This is a genomic window from Oceanisphaera marina (genome assembly GCF_014643915.1).
In the GTDB taxonomy this organism is placed as follows: domain Bacteria; phylum Pseudomonadota; class Gammaproteobacteria; order Enterobacterales; family Aeromonadaceae; genus Oceanimonas; species Oceanimonas marina.
The window spans coordinates 16791-35764 of record NZ_BMKE01000027.1 but is presented as its reverse complement, the minus strand read 5'-3'; the positions used below and the strand labels follow the sequence as shown (position 1 = coordinate 35764).

Below are 18974 nucleotides of genomic sequence, written 5' to 3'. Positions count from 1 at the left end.
AAACTCCTGCTCAACCCAATTCGTCATGTCACTCGTCGCTACACCTGTTGTTCAGTGGCATTGATGATACTCATTCAAGGACTTATGGGTAAAGGGATGGGCTATGGTATACAGCCGAGTACAGAAGATGACGAGAACCAATAATAAACGTCGAGGATAATATTGGTAATGGGGCACTCGCAACACCAATTAACGATACACCTGCCAACTGAGCGGCACCTGCAAACACGAAAAGAGACATAGATTGGGCTTGTAATGGGGTTAATCCCGCTTGGATGGATAATGAACCACATAAAATACCCCAAGGAATGACTGCTGCACACAATGGAAATATTGCAATGCTAGCCTGATACATTATGACTAAATTATCTTGGAGATTTGTTCGAGAAATTGTTGAATTAATTTGATTCATAGCCTACACCCTCATTTGGTATAGGCTAGGTTAAATAAGGCATCTCTCTAGTTCTTGTACGAAATTGCTTGTATCTGAAACTGCTTTGGAGTCGTTCCTAATGCCTTTTTGAAATGTCTTGTAAGGTGGCTTTGGTCATGGAATCCACAGTCGTGAGACACGTCAGCTATAGACACCCCAGCTTTTAGGAGTTGTTTAGCTTTAATTAGTCTAACTTGAATCTGATAGGCATGAGGAGAGATACCGAAGCTCTTTCCAAACTGCCTGATGAAGTGATATTTACTACAGCCTACGATATTGGATAGTGCTTCTAGGCTTACGTCGACTTCTGGGTTTGCATCCAAAAATTCCTTTGCCAATTGCAACTTATTACTATTAACACCAATATCTTTTGGTAACTCTTGAGTGCGCCCGTATTTAGCTGCTAACGCTAACAACGTACTGTAAATGAGAGTCTCTACGAGCAGTACAGATGCCCCTTCCTCGATCTGATCCATAATGAGTCGCAACTGATTTGCAATTCTTTTGTCATGAATTACAGAATCCCTGAAGTATGGTATCAGCGAATCCCCACCAATTAGATCGTTAGAGATTAATGAAAAATGTTCTGGTGTGGGGTAAATAGCTCTGTAATGCCACCCTCCCTCAGTTGCAGCTTCTCCTGTGTGGACATCGTCAGCATTCACCAAAATAATACTGTTTTCATCAGCTATATGGTTTTCTCCACTACGAAAAAAACGTTGAGCCCCTTGCTCAATAACACCGATCGTGTAGCCCTCGTGGACGTGTTTGGAAAACGCCTGTTTCTTATAATGTGCATCTACAATTTCGATTCCATTCAAGGCTTCCGATACTTTGTAATTCGCTTTTTCTTTGCTCATCACTCAATAGTTCCTACAAATTTGGTACAAAATTGCTCTTTTCTTAATATCAATTTACTTGAGATTGAGAAGTTGGATTTATTATTTACCAATCATTTGGCAGGCAAACACGCCTTACTTACAACGGCTTCCAGACTACATGATGCTATTCCAGAGGCCGATCTACAGAGTGCGCGAATTTTATTTCTATGTCTGAGTTACTGATGCAACAATCCGAGGGCATGAACGCTTACTTTTCGCAAGTAGTAGTGCATAATATTCTTGAACTTCAGTGTGATCATGTTCCTATGCGATAGCGGCATTATCTGAATTGTTTTCCTCTTTTTGAACACAAATATCAGCATAAAAAAACAGCCACTAGGGCTGCTTTTTTCATTTCATTCTCAATGAGACGCTATTGCACATATATGAGACGCCATTTCATTTTGAATGAGATCCCACACAATGGAAATTTAGATATCCAGATTGGCGACTTGCAGCGCGTTGGTTTCAATAAACTCACGGCGTGGCTCGACATGATCGCCCATTAGGGTGGAGAACAGTTGATCGGCGGCAATCGCGTCTTCAATTTTCACCTGCAGCATGCGGCGAGTGCTGGGATCCATGGTGGTTTCCCACAGCTGATCCGGGTTCATTTCGCCCAGACCTTTATAACGCTGCACATACAGGCCACGCTTGCTTTCGTGCATCAGCCATTCCAGGCCTTCGGCAAAGGTATCAACCTGCTTGATTTTCTCGCCACGCTTCACATAACCGCCCTCTTCCATCAGGTTGGCGATGCCATTACCCAACTCGACGATGCTGCGATATTCGCCCGAGGCAAAAAAGTCATAGCTGATCGGATATTCACGCTCAATACCGTGCTGACGCACTTTTACCTTGGGCAGGTAACAGTGGCGCTCTTCAAAGAACTCGTAATCCAGCAGGTATTCGGCGCCATTGGTGTTGTTACCTTCCAATGACAGGTTAATGGCCGATACCCAGGCGCGGACTTCGGCTTCATTGGTCAACGCTTCCAGCGTTAATTCTGGCTGATAGATCAGTTCGTTGAGTACCAACTCAGGCGCACGGCGCGACAAACGCTTGATCAGTATTTCGACCTTGCGGAAGTCATTGACCAGTGTTTCCAGGTGCGCGCCGCCAATGGCCGGAGCCGACTCGTTAACGTGCAGGCTGGCGCCGTCCAGAGCCAGACTGGTCTGGTACTGCAGCATGGCATCTTCGTCTTTCAGGTACTGTTCCTGCTTGCCTTTTTTCACCTTGTACAAGGGGGGCTGGGCAATGTAGATATAGCCGCGCTCGACGATTTCCGGCATCTGACGATAGAAGAAGGTCAGCAGCAAAGTACGAATGTGCGCACCATCCACGTCCGCATCGGTCATGATGATGATGTAGTGATAACGCATCTTGTCGGGGTTGTATTCATCCCGGCCGATGCCACAGCCCAGGGCAGTGATCAGAGTGGCGACTTCCTGCGACGACAGCATTTTGTCGAAGCGAGCTTTTTCCACATTCAGGATCTTGCCTTTCAGCGGCAAAATGGCCTGATTTTTACGATTGCGCCCCTGCTTGGCCGACCCGCCTGCCGAGTCACCCTCCACTATGTAGAGTTCGGACAATGCGGGATCTTTTTCCTGACAGTCGGCCAGTTTGCCCGGCAAACCGGCCAGATCCAGCGCGCCTTTACGGCGAGTCATGTCTCGCGCCTTGCGGGCCGCTTCACGGGCACGGGCCGCATCGATGATCTTGTTGACCACGATTTTGGCGTCGCCCGGGTTTTCCAGCAGGAATTCGCTCAACCGCTCATTCATGGTTTGCTCAACCGCGGTTTTCACCTCGGACGACACCAGCTTGTCTTTGGTCTGGGACGAGAACTTGGGGTCCGGTACCTTGACCGAAATAACCGCCGTCAGACCTTCACGGGCATCATCGCCGGAAGCCGAGGTTTTGGCTTTTTTACTGTAACCTTCTTTATCCATGAAGTTGTTGAGGGTACGGGTGAGCGCGGCTCTAAAGCCGGCCAGGTGAGTACCGCCATCACGCTGAGGGATATTGTTGGTAAAGCAGAAGATATTTTCCTGGTAGGAGTCGTTCCATTGCATGGAGACTTCCACCGAAATACCGTCTTCCCGTTCGGTAACGAAATGAAAGGCCTTAGGGTGAATCGGCGTCTTGTTCTGGTTGAGATATTCAACAAATGCCTGAATGCCGCCTTCATACTCGAAGTGCACTTCTTTGTTGGCTTGTTCGTCGATCAGGCGAATAGACACGCCCGAATTCAAGAATGAAAGCTCGCGCAGACGCTTGGCCAGAATTTCAAAATGAAATTCGGTATCGGTAAAGGTGTCGTGGCTGGGCCAGAAACGGATCAGGGTGCCGGAGCGAGTCGTTTCACCCACTTCCTTCAGCGGCGCCTGCGGCTCGCCATGACGATAGGTTTGCTCGTGAACCTTGCCTTCGCGCCAGATAGTCAGCTGCAGTTTTTCCGACAGGGCGTTAACCACAGACACACCAACACCGTGCAAACCACCGGAGACTTTATAGGAGTTATCGTCGAATTTTCCGCCCGCGTGCAATACCGTCAGAATAACTTCGGCGGCAGAGCGGCCTTCTTCTTCGTGAATGCCGACCGGAATGCCACGACCATCATCGGAAACCGAAACGGAGCCGTCTCCATGAATGATAACCACTATGTCTTTACAATGTCCGGCCAGCGACTCATCTATCGAGTTATCCACCACCTCAAACACCATGTGGTGCAGGCCGGTGCCATCGTCGGTGTCGCCGATATACATACCCGGACGTTTACGGACTGCATCCAGACCTTTTAATACCTTAATACTCGAAGAGTCGTAAGTGTGTTCACTCATTGGCTTACTCGCACTCCTGGTGTTCGGTGATTTCACCCTGTTTCACATGAAACAGCTTGCTGTTATCCCGTGTGATCATCTGACTGAGCTGGCTCACATCAATGGCAGAAACAAAAACCTGGGCACCCAGTTCACTTAATCGGTGTGCCAGTAATGTTCGCTTGTGTTCGTCCAGCTCAGACGCAAAATCGTCGATTAAAAAAATACAGTCCTGATTGGACTCGGTTTTCAGATACAGGCCCTGAGCCAGCCGCATGGCACAGACCAGCAGCTTCAGCTGGCCCCGTGACAATAAATCCTGCACCGGCATGCCCCGCGCCTTGATCCTGATCTCGGCTTTATGGGGCCCGGAATGGGTATATCCCAGGCCCAAGTCTCGCTCCAGGCCCTGCTCCAAAACCTGGGCCAGGGACGTTTGCCGCTCCCAGCCCCGAAAAAAATCGAACGTAAAATCATACTCAGGCAGAAAATCTGCCGCTATCTCGCGGATAACCGGCTCTATGGCCTCGGCATATTGCTGCCTGAATAGACTCAACTCTTCGGCTATGGTGACCAGCTGCTGATCCCAATAGCGTAATTCTGCGTAGGGTCGCTGTTGGCGCAACAAGGCATTACGTTGCTTTAACAGCCGACGATACTGCCCCCAGACGGTAAAAAAACGTCCATGGGAGTAAAACAGCCCCCAATCGAGATACGCCCGTCGTAATTTGGGGCCACCGGTTAATAGATTATACCCTTCCGGGTGGATCAACTGAATGGGTAGAATGTGCGCCAGATCGGCTAATCGTTCGGCAGCACGCCCACCCACCTTGAGTCGGGTGTCACCCCCTCGGGTTTTGCTCAAACCTATGGGTAAACTGTCGCCTTCTCTTTGAATGCGCGCAAACAAGGTAAAGGCCGACTCGCCCTGATGAATGACCCGGCCAGTCAGGTGGGTGCGAAAAGAACGACCCACCCCTAAATAATGAATGGCTTCCAGAATACTGGTCTTGCCGCTGCCGTTGGCACCAATGAGTACATTGATACCAGCAGTCGGGATCAGCCGGCCATGGGGAATATTGCGAAAGTCCTTTAACTGCAGGTTCAACAACGCCATGCTTACAATCGCATCGGCATCACTACATACAGTGCATCCCCGTTATCTTCCGCCTCAATCAAGCCACTGCTGCTGGCATCTTTCAGGCTGATCTTGACCTTATCAGACTTGAGGGTACCAAGCACATCCAGCACATAGGACACGTTAAAGCCAATTTCCAGATCTGTGCCCTGATAATCCACATCCAGCATTTCTTCCGCTTCTTCCTGCTCGGGGTTATTGGCGGTAATTTTCAGTATCTGGGCCTGCATGTTCAGGCGCACACCGCGAAACTTCTCGTTAGACAGTATGGCCGCCCGGGAAAATGCCTGACGCAACTCTTCGCGGCCACAAATCAAAGTCTTGTCGCATTCACGCGGCAATACACGACGGTAATCAGGGAAGCGGCCATCCACCAGCTTGGAGGTAAAAATAAAGCCGGGCGTTACGGCACGAATATTGTTTTTGCCGATTTGCAACCGCACATCCTGATCTTCATGCTCCAGCAATTTTACCAGCTCGAGTACCCCTTTGCGTGGCACTATCACTTGCTGGGCCGGCAGTTCTTCGGCCAGTAACTGACGCTGGCAGGTCGCCAGGCGATGACCATCGGTGGCCACGGTGCGCAATAATTGGCCATCGGTTTCAAACAGCATGCCGTTCAGGTAATAACGCACATCCTGAATAGCCATGGAAAACTGGGTCGACTCGATCAGCTTCTTTAACGCCAGCTGGTTAATGTCGAACTCCAGCTCGGAGCTCCACTCTTCAATATTGGGGAAGTCTTCTGCGGCCAGAGTGGCCAGATTGAAACGGCTGCGCCCAGAGCGCAGGATAAGGCGATCGCCTTCCTGGGCAAACCTGAGCTCGGCACCATCGGGCAGGCCACGACACAAATCCAGCATCTTGCGCGCCGGCACGGTAATGCGCCCGGCGGTGACCTCACCTTGCAGTTCCACCCGCGCTATCATTTCCACTTCGGTATCTGTGCCCGTCATCGACAGGGCATTCTCGCTGACACTCAGCAGAATATTATTCAGGATCGGCAGGTTGGGACGGCCTCCCAAGGCACTGGACACCAGTTGCAGGGGGCGCAATATCGCTTCGCGGCTGATAGTAAACTGCATGGGGTTCTCCGATTCAGGAAGATAAGGTGCGGATAAGATTGGAATAATCTTCCTTTATATCATGACTCTCTTCGCGCAGCTGGCCGATTTTTCGGCAAGCGTGCAGCACGGTCGTATGATCGCGACCACCAAAAGCGTCGCCAATTTCCGGTAACGAGTGATTGGTCAGCTCCTTGGCCAGTGCCATGGCCAACTGGCGAGGCCGCGCCACCGAACGCGAACGGCGTTTGGATAACAGGTCGGCCAGCTTGATTTTATAATATTCCGCCACGGTTTTCTGAATATTATCGATGGTGACCAACTTTTCTTGCAGCGCCAACATGTCGCGCAGCGCCTCGCGTACAAAATCGATGTTGATGGCTCGACCGGTGAAGTTGGCGTTGGCCATCACCCGATTCAGCGCGCCTTCGAGCTCTCGCACGTTGGAGCGCAGTCGTTTGGCGATAAAAAAGGCCACTTCATCGGGCAGGCGCATCTTGTTTTCGTCGGCCTTGCGCATCAGAATCGCGACTCGGGTTTCCAGCTCCGGCGGCTCTATGGCCACCGTTAGACCCCAACCAAAGCGGGATTTGAGCCTGTCTTCCACGCCGTTGATCTCTTTGGGATAACGGTCCGAAGTAAGAATAATCTGCTGATTACCTTCTAACAGTGCGTTAAAGGTATGAAAGAACTCTTCCTGCGAGCGCTCTTTATTGGCAAAAAACTGAATGTCATCGATCAGCAAGGCATCCACACTGCGGTAGTAACGCTTGAATTCTTCGATAGCGTTGTTCTGCAGGGCCTTGACCATATCCTGCACAAAGCGTTCCGAGTGCATATAGATAACCTTGGCATCGGGCTTGCGAGCTCGAATGCCATTGCCCACCGCATGCAACAGGTGCGTTTTACCCAGACCGGTGCCGCCGTATAAAAACAGCGGATTATAGGCACCACCCGGATTGTCTGCCACCTGACGTGCCGCCGCACGCGCCAACTGGTTCGACTTACCTTCAACGAAGTTGTCGAAGGTATAGTTGGTGTTCATGTTGCTCTTGTAGGAAATTTGCGGCTTGTCGTCGGCGCGCTCAATCCAGGAGGGCGTGGTCTGCACCGAACTTTGAGGACGACTCGGACTGGTGCTGCCATTACTTTTACCAGCATCATTGGTCACCAGATTAACCGGTGTCCGTTTTTTACCCACTTCGAATTTCATCTGCGGGCAATTGCTGCCACAGAATTCGGCCAACAGACCGTTGATCCGCAACAAATATTTATCCCGAACCCAATCAAGCACAAAACGATTAGGGGCAAACAGGGTCAGGGTGTTGTCGCCCAGCTCCGCCTGCAGCGGCCGGATCCACATACTGAATTCTGCCGAAGGCAATTCATCTTGTAGCCGGTTAAGACACTGCTGCCAAAGCATAGCGCTCATCAGAACTCCTGAAACAAAGGGATCAATCAAGGGGGGAGTATTCTACTGAGGCAAGGGCCGGATCTCTAGCCGGATCATCACGATCCTGAAAAATATGATCCTTGACATCTGTGAATAACTTATGAGTCATACACAGGATCCTTGTCGTTATAAACAAGCTACTCACATGCTGTAACACGCCGCGATCGCCGAATGCCGGCAGGATCATCGCCTGCCGCTGTAGCCTGCTGATAATTGTCGTACTATTTTTCACCACCGAAGATTATTCACAAAGATCTATGTTAGGGTGATGACAGCTGGTTCACCGCTGGTGCAGTGGCTAGCTCCATGTACATTTAAGGAGATATGCATGAAGACGACACATTATTTAGCCGGAATCGTACTGATGTCTGCCACGGCCGCAATGCCCGCATTTGCAGCTGATGAATGTAACCTGGACATCAATAGTAATGATGCAATGCAGTTTGATCAGAAAGAGCTGAGCGTTCCTGCCAGCTGTGAAGAAGTCACTGTCACCTTGCACCACACCGGCACCATGGCTAAAAACGTCATGGGTCATAACTGGGTGCTCAGCACCACAGAAGACATGCAGCCCATTGCAAATGATGGCATGAGCGCAGGTGTCGATCACGACTATCTGAAAGCAGACGATGAGCGCGTCATTGCCCATACCGCCGTGATTGGCGGCGGCGAAAGCAGCAGCGTCACCTTCAGCACGGCAGATATGAAAGCCGATGGCGATTACAGCTTCTTCTGCTCTTTCCCCGGTCACATCGGGATAATGAAAGGCACATTCAGCATTACTGAATAAGCCTTTTCGAGTGCCTGCACGGCAGGCACTCATTTTCTATATGACTTGCTCCGAACCCTGCCCTGCGCACATTCTCAATATTCTTGATGTCCCCGCCTGCAACTGCAATAGTCAGAATGTTGCGTATCGCTGCCGGTTGCTGTGGTATGTTAAAAGCCTGTAAACTCTGACCGGCCAATATAACCGGCTACTTTCGTCATGCTGTTACTGCCATGGCTGCTCCCTATCATGATGCCGTCGGGCACAGGAGAATGAATCATGCTTAAATCCCTTACGCTGCTGGGTAGTGCTGTTGCCCTGTCTGCCACTCTGCTTACTCCCGCCATGGCTGCCGATACCGTCAAAGTAGGCATGTCTGGCCGTTATTATCCCTTCACCTTTGTTCAGCAAGACCAGCTGCAAGGCTTTGAAGTGGATGTATGGAACGAGATTGGTGAGCGCCTGGACAAGGAAGTGGAGTTTGTGACCACCAGCTTCTCGGGTCTGTTCGGCATGCTGGAAACCGGCCGCATCGATACCATCGCCAATCAGATCACCATTACGCCGGAACGTCTGGAGAAATATAATTTTTCTACTCCCTATGTTTATGACGGCGCGCAAATAGTGGTGCGTAAAGGCAACGACAGCATTCAGGGCCTGGACGATCTCAAGGGCAAAAAAGTTGCGGTAAATCTGGGCTCCAACTTCGAGCAGCTGATGCGCAAACAAGATACCAACAATGAAATCAATATCATCACCTATGAAACCAATCTGGAGCAGGACGTGGCCCTGGGTCGCACCGACGCCTTCGTGATGGACAGAGTCGGCTCTGCACAGTTGATTAAAGAAGCCGGTTTGCCGTTGCAGCTGGCCGGAAAGCCCTTCGATACCATGGAAAATGCCTTTCCCTTCCTGAAAACACCCGAGCAGGAAGCGCTGCTGAGTGAAGTCGATCAGGCACTGGCCGATATGCGCGCCGACGGCACCCTGGCAAAAATATCGCAGCAGTGGTTGGGCGCGGACATCAGCAGTAAATAATATGCAATTTGATGTCGACTATACCCTGGCGCTATTTCCTATCCTGTTCAGATATCTGGGCACCACCATGGAAATGGCGCTGCTGGGCTTTGTATTCGCGCTGATTATCGCCGGCGCACTGGCGATAATCAGAACCTTTCAGCTACCCGGGCTTAATGCCCTGGCCAAACTGTTTATCTCTTTTTTCCGCGGTACGCCGCTGCTGGTGCAGCTGTTTTTGCTCTATTACGGTTTGCCGCAGATTATGCCGATTTTTATCGGTATCAACGCCTTCAGCGCCGCCGTTATCGGCCTAACGCTGCACTTTTCCGCCTATATGGCAGAATCGATTCGTGCCGCCATTCTGGGGGTGCACAAGAGTCAGATGGAAGCGGCCATGAGCATCGGCATGACGCGCAGCCAGGCGATGCGGCGCATTATTTTGCCTCAGGCCGCCCGCATCGCAACCCCTTCGCTGATGAACTACTTTATCGACATGATCAAAAGCACGTCGCTCGCCTTCACCCTGGGCGTGGCTGAAATCATGGCCTCGGCACAAAAAGAAGCCTCCAGCAGCTTCAAGTTTTTTGAGTCTTTCATTGCCGTTGCTCTTATTTACTGGGCCGTGGTGGTGTTTTTTACCTATTTGCAGACGTTATTAGAGCGACGGCTCAATGCCGCCTACTAGGAGCCCCATGATTAGCTTACGCAATTTGACCAAAATCTATCATGGCCAAACCGTGCTCAACGACATCAGTCTGGACATTGCAAAGGGTGAAATTGTGGTGATTCTGGGGCCTTCCGGCACCGGCAAGTCGACCTTGCTGCGCTGTCTCAATCTGCTGGAAACCCCCGAGGCAGGCACCATGGAGATAGACGGCTTTGCCATCAACCTGGCCAAACACAGCGCTAAAGACGCCATAGAATTACGCAAGCGCACTTCTTTTGTGTTTCAGAATTATGCCCTGTTTGCCAACAAGACGGCCCGTGACAACATCGCAGAGGGGCTAATCACCGTCTGGAACAAACCCAAGGTCGAAGCCCATGCCGAGGCACTGCGTATTCTGGGCGATATCGGGCTTGAGGATAAAGCCGATATCTATCCGTCTTCTCTATCGGGTGGCCAGCAGCAACGTATAGGCATAGGCCGCGCCATGGCCAGCCATGCCAAGGTGATGCTGTTTGATGAACCCACCTCGGCTCTGGATCCGGAGTGGGTCGATGAAGTCCTGGGCTTGATGAAAAACCTGGCACAGGCACACCAGACCATGGTGGTCGTGACTCACGAAATCGGTTTTGCCCGCGATGTGGCCGACCGGGTGATCTTCATGGACGGCGGCCACATCGTAGAGCAGGGGCCACCGGAGATGATACTCACCAATCCCGACGACCCCCGTACCCGGGCCTTTTTACGCAAGGTACTGCCGGCAGAGTGAGCGACCGGTCAGGCGCCCTGCTCATCTTCATAGACAAATACAGCCCCTTTGCCAAAACCGGCGCGGGTATTGAATAACATCAACATCACCCCCACAGGATCTTGTTGTTTTTGTTGCTAACCCCCAAGGGCACTGTATAATCCCAGCCCCGCGATCATTAAGGATCCAGGGATCGACCTGAACGAGTAAAAACTTCTCGTGAATAGGTCGTCAATCAACGCCATGTGGATTGACGTTATATGCAGAACTGTTTAGAATTCGGCCTCTTTGGTGGGGCCGTCTCGGTGATGTTTATGCGTCTGTCGAGTACATGGTCAAACTGTATAGCAAACTGACACAGCGGTAATAACTACTATGAAACGCACTTTTCAACCTTCAAATTTGAAGCGCAAACGCAGCCACGGTTTCCGTGCTCGCAAGGCCACCGTAGGTGGACGCAAAGTACTGGCCGCTCGCCGCGCCAAAGGTCGTGCCCGTCTGAGCGCCTAATGGCCAGGCACACCTTTTCACGGGAGTTACGTTTGTTAACTCCCGCCCATTTTAAAAACGTCTTCGACAACCCTGTCAGAGCCGCTTCCCCACATCTCACACTTCTTGCCAAACCAAACGAATTGGGTCATCCACGACTCGGCTTAGCCGTACCCAAAAAAGCACTTAAACGTGCCGTTTGGCGCAACAGGGTAAAACGTGTTGCCCGTGAAGCGTTTCGCTTGAAGCAACATCAGCTGCCTAATGTTGATATTGTAGTGATCGCTAAAAAAGGTGTTGGAGAGGTACCCAATGACGAGCTGTTCGAGCTGCTGGATAGGCTATGGCGCACGCTTTCTCGCCGCTGCAACGACTCAGCGTAGGCATTATACGCCTATATCAACTGGTCATTAGTCCACTGCTTGGACCCAGGTGTCGTTTTACTCCCACCTGTTCGCAATACGCCATTGAAGCCATTCGGCTTCACGGTTTTTTAAAAGGCGGTTGGTTAACTATCAAACGTCTATTAAAATGCCATCCTTTAGGTCCAAGCGGCCACGATCCGGTCCCGACAAAGCGAAGAAAATAAACTATGGAATCTCAACGCAATATATTGATTATCGCTCTGCTGCTGGTGAGTTTCCTCATCTGGCAACAGTGGGATAGCGCTCAAAACCCTGTAGAAAATCAGCAAACCACGACCAATGCCGCGGCACATCAGGGAGATAACGATTTTATCCCTCAGGCTGATCAGGCAAATGGCGAAGTGCCTTCCGAAGCGGCTCCTGCTGTTGCTAACCGCAATCTGATTACCGTGACCTCGGATACCTTGCAGCTCACCATAGATACTCTGGGTGGCGATGTAGTGGGTACCGAATTGCTTGAGCACAACGACAGCCTTGATTCCGATGATAAATTTGTGCTGTTGATGAACAACGCCGACTTCGTCAACGTGGCGCAAAGTGGCTTGATTGGCCGTGATGGTCCCGATGGCAACAGTGCCGGTCGCCCTGTTTACCAGGCCGAACAGCAGCAATATGTGCTGGCCGAAGGCCAGGACAGCCTGACGGTACCCATGACCTTTACCAACAGCAATGGCGTGGTGTTCACCAAAACCTTTACCCTGACGCGTAACAGCCATGTGGTTAAGGTGAACTACAACATCAACAACCAAAGCGCAGAGCCGGTACAGGCACAGCTGTATGGTCAGCTCAAACAAAGCATAGAAAGCCCCCACGCCGAGGGTGGCAACATGCTGATGGCGTCCGCTTACCGTGGCCCTGCCTATTCCAGCAGCGATACCCGCTACACCAAATATGACTTCAAGAAAGTCAAAGAAGCCAACCTGAACCAAACCACCGAAGGCGGTTGGGTCGGCATGCTGCAGCACTATTTCGTATCTGCCTGGATTGCTCCGAAACAGGAACAAAATCAGCTGTATACCGGCTCTTTAAATAACCAGGGCCAGGCCACTATCGGCTTCAAGGCGCCTTTGGTTACCGTCGCACCCGGTACTGAGCAAACTCTGTCTGCCGACCTGTGGCTAGGCCCTAAACTGCAAAATGAAATGGCCGCCGCTGCCGAAAACCTCGACTTGACCGTCGACTACGGCTGGTTGTGGTTTATTGCCCAACCCCTGTTCAAGCTGCTGCATTTCCTGCAAAGCTTCGTGATTAACTGGGGCCTGGCCATCGTACTGACCACCTTTGTGGTGCGCGGTGTTATGTATCCGCTGACCAAGGCACAGTACACCTCCATGGCCAAGATGCGCATGCTGCAGCCCAAGCTGAAAGCCTTGAAAGAGCGCTATGGTGACGATCGCCAGAAGATGTCTCAGGGCATGATGGAGCTGTACAAGAAAGAAAAAGTAAACCCGCTGGGCGGCTGTTTACCGATTCTGGTGCAGATGCCAATTTTCATCTCCCTATACTGGGTATTGATGGAATCCGTTGAGCTGCGTCATGCACCTTTCATGCTGTGGATTGATGACTTGTCGGTTCGTGATCCCTACTTTGTGCTGCCTATCCTGATGGGTATCAGTATGTTCCTGATCCAAAAGATGAGCCCGACCACGGTAACGGACCCGATGCAGCAGAAGGTGATGCAGTTTATGCCTATCATCTTTACCTTCTTCTTCTTGTGGTTCCCTGCGGGCTTAACCTTGTACTGGTTGGTCAGTAACGTGGTGACCATTACCCAGCAGTGGTACATCTTCCGCCAGCTGGAGAAGAAAGGCTTGCACGGAAAAACCGCTTCTTAAAGCCGTTTGCTGGCCGCTGACGCCAGAAATCAATACACTAAAGGCGACCCCAGGGTCGCCTTTTTATTGCTTGGAGAAAGAACAGATGTCGTTTGATACCATAGTAGCTCAAGCCACCGCGCCAGGCCGAGGCGGTGTGGGCATAATACGCGTGTCCGGCCCCCATGCCGAAACCGTAGCCCAGGCGGTACTGGGTAAGGTGCCCAAGGTACGCTTCGCCGACTATCTGCCCTTTAAAGACAGCCAGGGCCAGGTGCTGGACCAGGGCATCGCCTTGCTATTCAAAGGCCCGAACAGCTTTACCGGTGAAGACGTACTCGAGCTGCAAGGCCACGGTGGCCCTGTGGTACTCGACATGCTGATCAAGCGTATTTTAGAGCTGCCAGGCTTGCGCCCCGCCAACGCCGGTGAATTCAGCGAACGTGCCTTTCTCAACGACAAGCTGGATCTGGCTCAGGCCGAGGCCATTGCCGACTTGATTGAGGCTTCCAGCGAACAGGCCGCCCGCTCGGCGCTGCATTCTTTGCAGGGCGAGTTTTCCAATCACGTTCACAACCTGGTGGAAGCACTTACTCACCTGCGTATCTACGTGGAAGCGGCCATCGACTTCCCCGAAGAGGAAGTCGATTTTCTGTCAGACGGTAAAATCGCCGGCGAGCTTTACGCCATCATGGATCGGCTGACCGAAGTGCAGCGCCAGGCTCGTCAGGGCGCCATCATGCGTGAAGGCATGAAAGTGGTGATTGCCGGCCGGCCCAACGCCGGCAAGTCCAGCCTGTTGAATGCGCTGGCAGGCAAAGAGTCGGCCATCGTCACCGACATCGCCGGCACCACCCGCGACGTGCTACGAGAATATATCCATCTGGACGGCATGCCGCTGCACATTATCGACACCGCCGGCTTACGCGAAGCCACCGATGCGGTGGAACGCATCGGCATCGAACGCGCCTGGAGCGAAATTGAACAGGCGGATCGCATCCTGTTTATGGTGGACGGCACCACCACGGATGCCCTTCACCCCAAGGATATCTGGCCCGATTTCATCGATCGCCTGCCTGCCCACATTGGTCTGACCGTGATCCGCAACAAAGCCGACTTGAGCGGTGAAGCCCTGGCCGTAGTCAGCGACGGTGAACATCCCGTCTACCCCATATCGGCAAAAACCGGCGAAGGCGTGGCAGCGCTTAAAGAACACCTGAAAGACTGCATGGGCTTTCAGAGTGGGACTGAAGGCGGCTTCAGTGCCCGTCGTCGCCACCTTGACGCCCTGCACCATGCCGACCAGCATCTGATCATGGCCAAGGAGCAGCTGGAGGTATACATGGCCGGCGAACTGGTCGCAGAAGAACTGCGCCTGGCCCAGGAGCAACTCAGCCAAATCACAGGTGAATTCACCTCCGATGATCTGCTGGGCAAGATTTTCTCCAGCTTCTGTATCGGTAAATAAAGTAGCGAAACAAGGTGTAACAAAAGCAATTAAATAGAGTTACCAGCATGATTTAAAAGAACTTTTATTCTACTTAGCTATTTTTCAATGTTGTTGTTTTGCAATTATTTACCCCGAGTGTACCCCAAGCTAAGCTCTCGGGGTACACACGGGGGACAACCATGAAAATTAGTATAGATCTCAGAGAACCAGATCGTGATGGAAAAAAAGCTATCCGTCTCATCTACTACGCGGGGTCCTATATCGACCCTGAAACCAAAAAACGTAAACATAAACGGTCCAGAGAATCGCTGAGTCTGTTCCTATATGACAACCCACGAACACCAGCGCAAAGATTACACAACCGAGAAACTCAACGAGCCGTAGAGGCTATTAGGGCCAAACGGCTGTACGACCATGAAACAGGCAAACACCAGCTGGATAGCGGTAACGCTCTGAAGTCTAGCTTCTTTGACTACTTCCAAAAGGTTACGAACCAGAAGGCGCTAGACACTAGCAAGAGTAACCATTCGATTTGGGTTTCCACACTCAAACACCTCAAGCAGTATTACCAGCTGCCTGATCTCACCTTCGGAGAAGTAAATCAGTCCTTCATGGAAGGCTTTCGTCATTATCTTATGCACGAGGCCCGTACCAAGAGCGACTCGGCTCTCAGTCGCAATACCCAATATACCTACTTCAACAAGCTTCGAGCCTGCTTAAATCAGGCAGAAGAGAAAGGCATACTCAAAGATAATCCCACACGTAGGGTTAAATGCATCAAAGCCGAGAACAACAAGCGAACACACCTAACCAAGGATGAACTTATTGCCATGGCTCATGCGGAGTGCCGGTATGACGTTCTCAAGCGCGCTTTCCTCTTCTCCTGCTGTACCGGCCTACGCTGGTCGGATATTAACAAGCTTACATGGGCAGAAGTGGAACCGTTCTACGACAGCTATAGGATCATATTCCATCAAAAAAAGACCAATGATCTGCAATATTTGGATCTTAGCTCGATGGCTATGCAGCTGATGGGTACTCGCCAAGAGTCGTCCGCGCGCGTATTCCGAGGGCTAAAATACAGCTCCTGGCACAACATGGAGCTCCTTCGCTGGGCGATGAAAGCGGGGATCACCAAGCAGGTAACTTTTCATGCTGCCAGACATACATTTGCCGTGATTCAGCTCACCAACGGCGTGGATATTTATACTCTATCTCGGCTTTTAGGCCATTCTGAGCTCCGCACTACCGAGATATATGCCGATATCATCGAATCACGACGTCGTGATGCCATGCTGAGCTTTCCGGATATACTGCCGCTGCCGCAGGGCAAAGACTAAAGAGTATAGTGCTGGAGGCCCTAAGGCCTCCAGCACCAGATACTAGAGAATTCTGGATAATTCTAGATGAGATTACTCAAACTGCCGTAAAGCCGTGTCAACCCTGACGTCAGGCCGGTGTAGCTGTGACAGTTAATATGGGGGTTTGTGACAGTTAATATGGGGGTATGTGACAGTTAATATGGGGGCCTTCGTATCTCCAGCCGGCCTTTCGCGTACTCTTCTACCTGCCAGCCAAGACTGGTCAGCTCGCTCAGAGCCTGGCTAATACGCTCTAAACGCTTACGGGTAGCCGCCCCACTTGCGCCATGAGGAAAAAGGTAATCACACAACGTCACTAACTGTACTTTTCGAGAACTGCCAATATTGATCCAGGCACAGAGGCGCTGGTGAAGCAGTCGGGCAGCCTCGGTCTTAATCGCCCTAACTTCGCTCATGCTGATGCGAATATGGCGGTCAGTGCCGAGCACTGCATTGGCCAACAGTGGATTTAGGGCAACATGCACCCCCTGGAGTTCTTCACTACTCCGATAGTCAGCCAGCAGTCTAAAGCCTCGCCGCTGTTCACCAGACTGCACAATAATAGAAACTTTCCACAGCCGTTCAATACACACTTTAAGCGGCCTGCTGCAATCTACCACTGCATAGCCTATTTCCCTGGCCAGCCTACGATAGCTACATTGCACCACAATGGCGTTATCACCGGCGGCTTCCCAACGTGGCTCCAGCATCTGGCGCAACGCAACACCCACCGTCGATTTCGGTGTCGGTGATAACACTCTTCCTTCCAGGCCAGCTAAAGCAACCAACCCCTGCAGCACCCTTAGATCATCAGCACCAAGTGGTTCAGGCCCACAAAATTCGACCCGCTGCCCCTTGCCGAACTCATACACCACATCCAGCTTGGTAGTGCGTCTTTCTCCTCGCTTGAGGGCCCTGAATAGGCCCGGGGCAAGACAGTGAATCGCATCATGCCGCACATGGTCCAGATCATACTTCGGCACGTCGCCTCCCTCTGTGAGCGTTTTCCTGCAGCTCTACCGCGGTTAAAATGCCTCCATCACCCCGAATGAGCCATCTATCTGTTCCTCCTGAGTGGTAATTACACTTACTCACTCCAAATCTCACATACTGCCTGCGATCAAAGTCCGGTATACCATTTTTTTTGGCCTCTTCCTGAGTCATGCCGACGAGATACGCCTGCCAACGAACGTTATCAGTCAGAACAGAAGATCCACGAGTTGCATGCTGCTGATCTATCCCAGCGTAATGTGCTGAACTTTTATTAGCATGGTGAAGGAACAAAATTGAACATCCAGTGACTGATGCTATTTTTTCCATAACACCAATTAACTCGGCCATATCAGTCCCAGAGTTTTCCTCTGCTTGATGGAATCGTCGCAAAGTGTCTAAAATTAACAATCGCGAATATTTTGCTAACGACTCAACTACCTCAAACCATTTTTTACTCATTAAATCAGGCATATCTCCGTTGAGTGGGATAATGGTTAAATTTTCATCTACTAGCTGACGTTCCTCATATGTTAAATATTTTCCTAACGTATATAGCCGTTGGTGCAAGATGGGAAATGGATCTTCAGCGGGTAAATAAACTACCCGTCCTATCGGTAAAGCTCCCACCCCCAACCTATCTGAGCCACCGGCGATCAATATTGATAACTGCAGTGCAAACATCGACTTTCCTACACCACCGGGAGAAATCAGTGAGCCAACCGAACCGGCGATCAGACCCGGTAACACGTAGTCTAATGGCTGAGGTATTTCCGAAAATGCTGCCCCAATGTTGATATGCTGATGATTAATAGCTCGGCCCTTTGGCATATCCGATCTTAATTTTTTTATAAAATCACTAAAACCACGCTCCATTTTATCAACCTCACCGCTCTCATCGCTGGCCACGGTGGGCTTTACGAATCCGATGATTTACGTGCTCTGCGAGCTCACTATCTGGCGAGACCCGATGAGCCAGAAGCCAATCAAGCAGTTCGGCCCGTCGAAAATAAACTTTTTTCCCGCTTGGCTTGTAGTGAGGAAGTCGTTTTTCGTGAGTTAATCGGTACACATAACCAACTGAAAGCCCTAATAATTCTGCACACTCACCTACTGAAATTATTTCTTTTTGAGCCCTTCCTTGTCGCGTAACCAAGTCTCGTAACTCTTGGATTTCTCGTAAAACAATTGCAATAGAACTATCGGTATTTTTTTTATCACTCATGCCTTTTCTCCTCGAATGTAAACAATTAGTGCCTGAGGAGAATTTATATCGAAATGTAAAAATCTACTGCCTGAATAAGCCCCCCAAAACGACCACTAAGCGAGTTTTTTATAAAAAATGCGTTTAAGAGGGTATTTCATTAAATAGAGTATTACTGCTGGCAAGTAATCAATATGATTGCTTCATTCAAGGCATTAATCTAAGCTAACGTCATTAGCGTGA

The 18974-nt window shown here is 50.8% G+C and carries 19 protein-coding genes; 10 read left to right on the top strand and 9 right to left on the bottom strand.

What is annotated here, in order from left to right; all coding sequences use genetic code 11:
- Positions 1-82 precede the first annotated feature (82 nt).
- The 6 genes from IEW52_RS13805 to dnaA form a co-directional block, all read right to left on the bottom strand.
- Complete coding sequence (locus tag IEW52_RS13805) at positions 83-355, bottom strand: AzlC family ABC transporter permease (RefSeq protein WP_229667961.1); 273 nt, start codon at positions 353-355, stop codon at positions 83-85.
- Positions 356-459: 104 nt separating this feature from the next.
- A complete protein-coding gene (locus tag IEW52_RS13800; RefSeq protein WP_188630659.1) occupies positions 460-1293 on the bottom strand; it encodes a helix-turn-helix transcriptional regulator in 834 nt (277 codons plus the stop codon).
- A gap of 452 nt (positions 1294-1745) precedes the next feature.
- Positions 1746-4163, bottom strand: coding sequence for a DNA topoisomerase (ATP-hydrolyzing) subunit B (gene gyrB / locus IEW52_RS13795; protein ID WP_188630658.1), 2418 nt, complete (start codon positions 4161-4163; stop codon positions 1746-1748).
- Positions 4164-4167: 4 nt separating this feature from the next.
- Positions 4168-5250, bottom strand: a complete 1083-nt coding sequence (gene recF, locus IEW52_RS13790; protein ID WP_373286234.1) for a DNA replication/repair protein RecF — start codon at positions 5248-5250, stop codon at positions 4168-4170.
- 11 nt (positions 5251-5261) lie between these two features.
- Positions 5262-6365 (bottom strand): DNA polymerase III subunit beta, encoded by a 1104-nt coding sequence (dnaN, locus tag IEW52_RS13785; RefSeq protein ID WP_188630656.1) that lies wholly within the window; start codon positions 6363-6365, stop codon positions 5262-5264.
- 13 nt (positions 6366-6378) lie between these two features.
- Positions 6379-7776, bottom strand: coding sequence for a chromosomal replication initiator protein DnaA (gene dnaA, locus IEW52_RS13780; RefSeq protein WP_188630655.1), 1398 nt, complete (start codon positions 7774-7776; stop codon positions 6379-6381).
- 349 nt (positions 7777-8125) lie between these two features.
- Between dnaA and azu the strand changes: the two genes are divergently transcribed.
- From azu to IEW52_RS13730, 10 genes are all read left to right on the top strand, one after another.
- The gene (gene azu / locus IEW52_RS13775; protein WP_188630654.1) at positions 8126-8587 is read left to right on the top strand and encodes an azurin; all 462 of its coding nucleotides are present in this window, start codon (positions 8126-8128) and stop codon (positions 8585-8587) included.
- 258 nt (positions 8588-8845) lie between these two features.
- The gene (locus IEW52_RS13770; protein WP_188630653.1) at positions 8846-9604 is read left to right on the top strand and encodes an amino acid ABC transporter substrate-binding protein; all 759 of its coding nucleotides are present in this window, start codon (positions 8846-8848) and stop codon (positions 9602-9604) included.
- Position 9605: 1 nt separating this feature from the next.
- On the top strand, positions 9606-10271 hold the full coding sequence (locus IEW52_RS13765; RefSeq protein WP_188630652.1) for an amino acid ABC transporter permease: 666 nt from the start codon (positions 9606-9608) through the stop codon (positions 10269-10271).
- 7 nt (positions 10272-10278) lie between these two features.
- Positions 10279-11019: an amino acid ABC transporter ATP-binding protein gene (locus IEW52_RS13760; protein ID WP_188630651.1), complete on the top strand. Its 741-nt coding sequence runs from the start codon at positions 10279-10281 to the stop codon at positions 11017-11019.
- Positions 11020-11373: 354 nt separating this feature from the next.
- On the top strand, positions 11374-11508 hold the full coding sequence (rpmH, locus tag IEW52_RS13755; protein WP_188630650.1) for a 50S ribosomal protein L34: 135 nt from the start codon (positions 11374-11376) through the stop codon (positions 11506-11508).
- The gene (gene rnpA / locus IEW52_RS13750) at positions 11508-11870 is read left to right on the top strand and encodes a ribonuclease P protein component (protein ID WP_188630649.1); all 363 of its coding nucleotides are present in this window, start codon (positions 11508-11510) and stop codon (positions 11868-11870) included. Before rpmH ends, rnpA begins: the two co-directional genes overlap by 1 nt.
- Entirely contained in the window at positions 11831-12076 is a 246-nt protein-coding gene (yidD, locus tag IEW52_RS13745) for a membrane protein insertion efficiency factor YidD (RefSeq protein ID WP_188630648.1), read from the top strand. Before rnpA ends, yidD begins: the two co-directional genes overlap by 40 nt.
- A 3-nt stretch (positions 12077-12079) precedes the next feature.
- Positions 12080-13747 (top strand): membrane protein insertase YidC, encoded by a 1668-nt coding sequence (gene yidC, locus IEW52_RS13740; RefSeq protein WP_188630647.1) that lies wholly within the window; start codon positions 12080-12082, stop codon positions 13745-13747.
- An 85-nt stretch (positions 13748-13832) separates the two neighbouring features.
- Positions 13833-15194: a tRNA uridine-5-carboxymethylaminomethyl(34) synthesis GTPase MnmE gene (gene mnmE, locus IEW52_RS13735; protein ID WP_188630646.1), complete on the top strand. Its 1362-nt coding sequence runs from the start codon at positions 13833-13835 to the stop codon at positions 15192-15194.
- 161 nt (positions 15195-15355) lie between these two features.
- The gene (locus tag IEW52_RS13730) at positions 15356-16516 is read left to right on the top strand and encodes a site-specific integrase (protein ID WP_188630645.1); all 1161 of its coding nucleotides are present in this window, start codon (positions 15356-15358) and stop codon (positions 16514-16516) included.
- 176 nt (positions 16517-16692) lie between these two features.
- Here IEW52_RS13730 and repC read toward each other — a convergent pair whose 3' ends face one another.
- Genes repC through IEW52_RS13715 form a run of 3 tightly spaced genes read right to left on the bottom strand, consistent with a single transcriptional unit; the run spans position 16693 to position 18752 of the window.
- The gene (gene repC, locus IEW52_RS13725; RefSeq protein WP_188630644.1) at positions 16693-17520 is read right to left on the bottom strand and encodes a replication protein C, IncQ-type; all 828 of its coding nucleotides are present in this window, start codon (positions 17518-17520) and stop codon (positions 16693-16695) included.
- The gene (locus IEW52_RS13720) at positions 17507-18436 is read right to left on the bottom strand and encodes a helicase RepA family protein (protein ID WP_229667960.1); all 930 of its coding nucleotides are present in this window, start codon (positions 18434-18436) and stop codon (positions 17507-17509) included. The genes repC and IEW52_RS13720 overlap by 14 nt, the downstream gene beginning before the upstream one ends.
- Complete coding sequence (locus IEW52_RS13715; protein ID WP_188630643.1) at positions 18423-18752, bottom strand: helix-turn-helix domain-containing protein; 330 nt, start codon at positions 18750-18752, stop codon at positions 18423-18425. The genes IEW52_RS13720 and IEW52_RS13715 overlap by 14 nt, the downstream gene beginning before the upstream one ends.
- Positions 18753-18974: the final 222 nt, after the last annotated feature.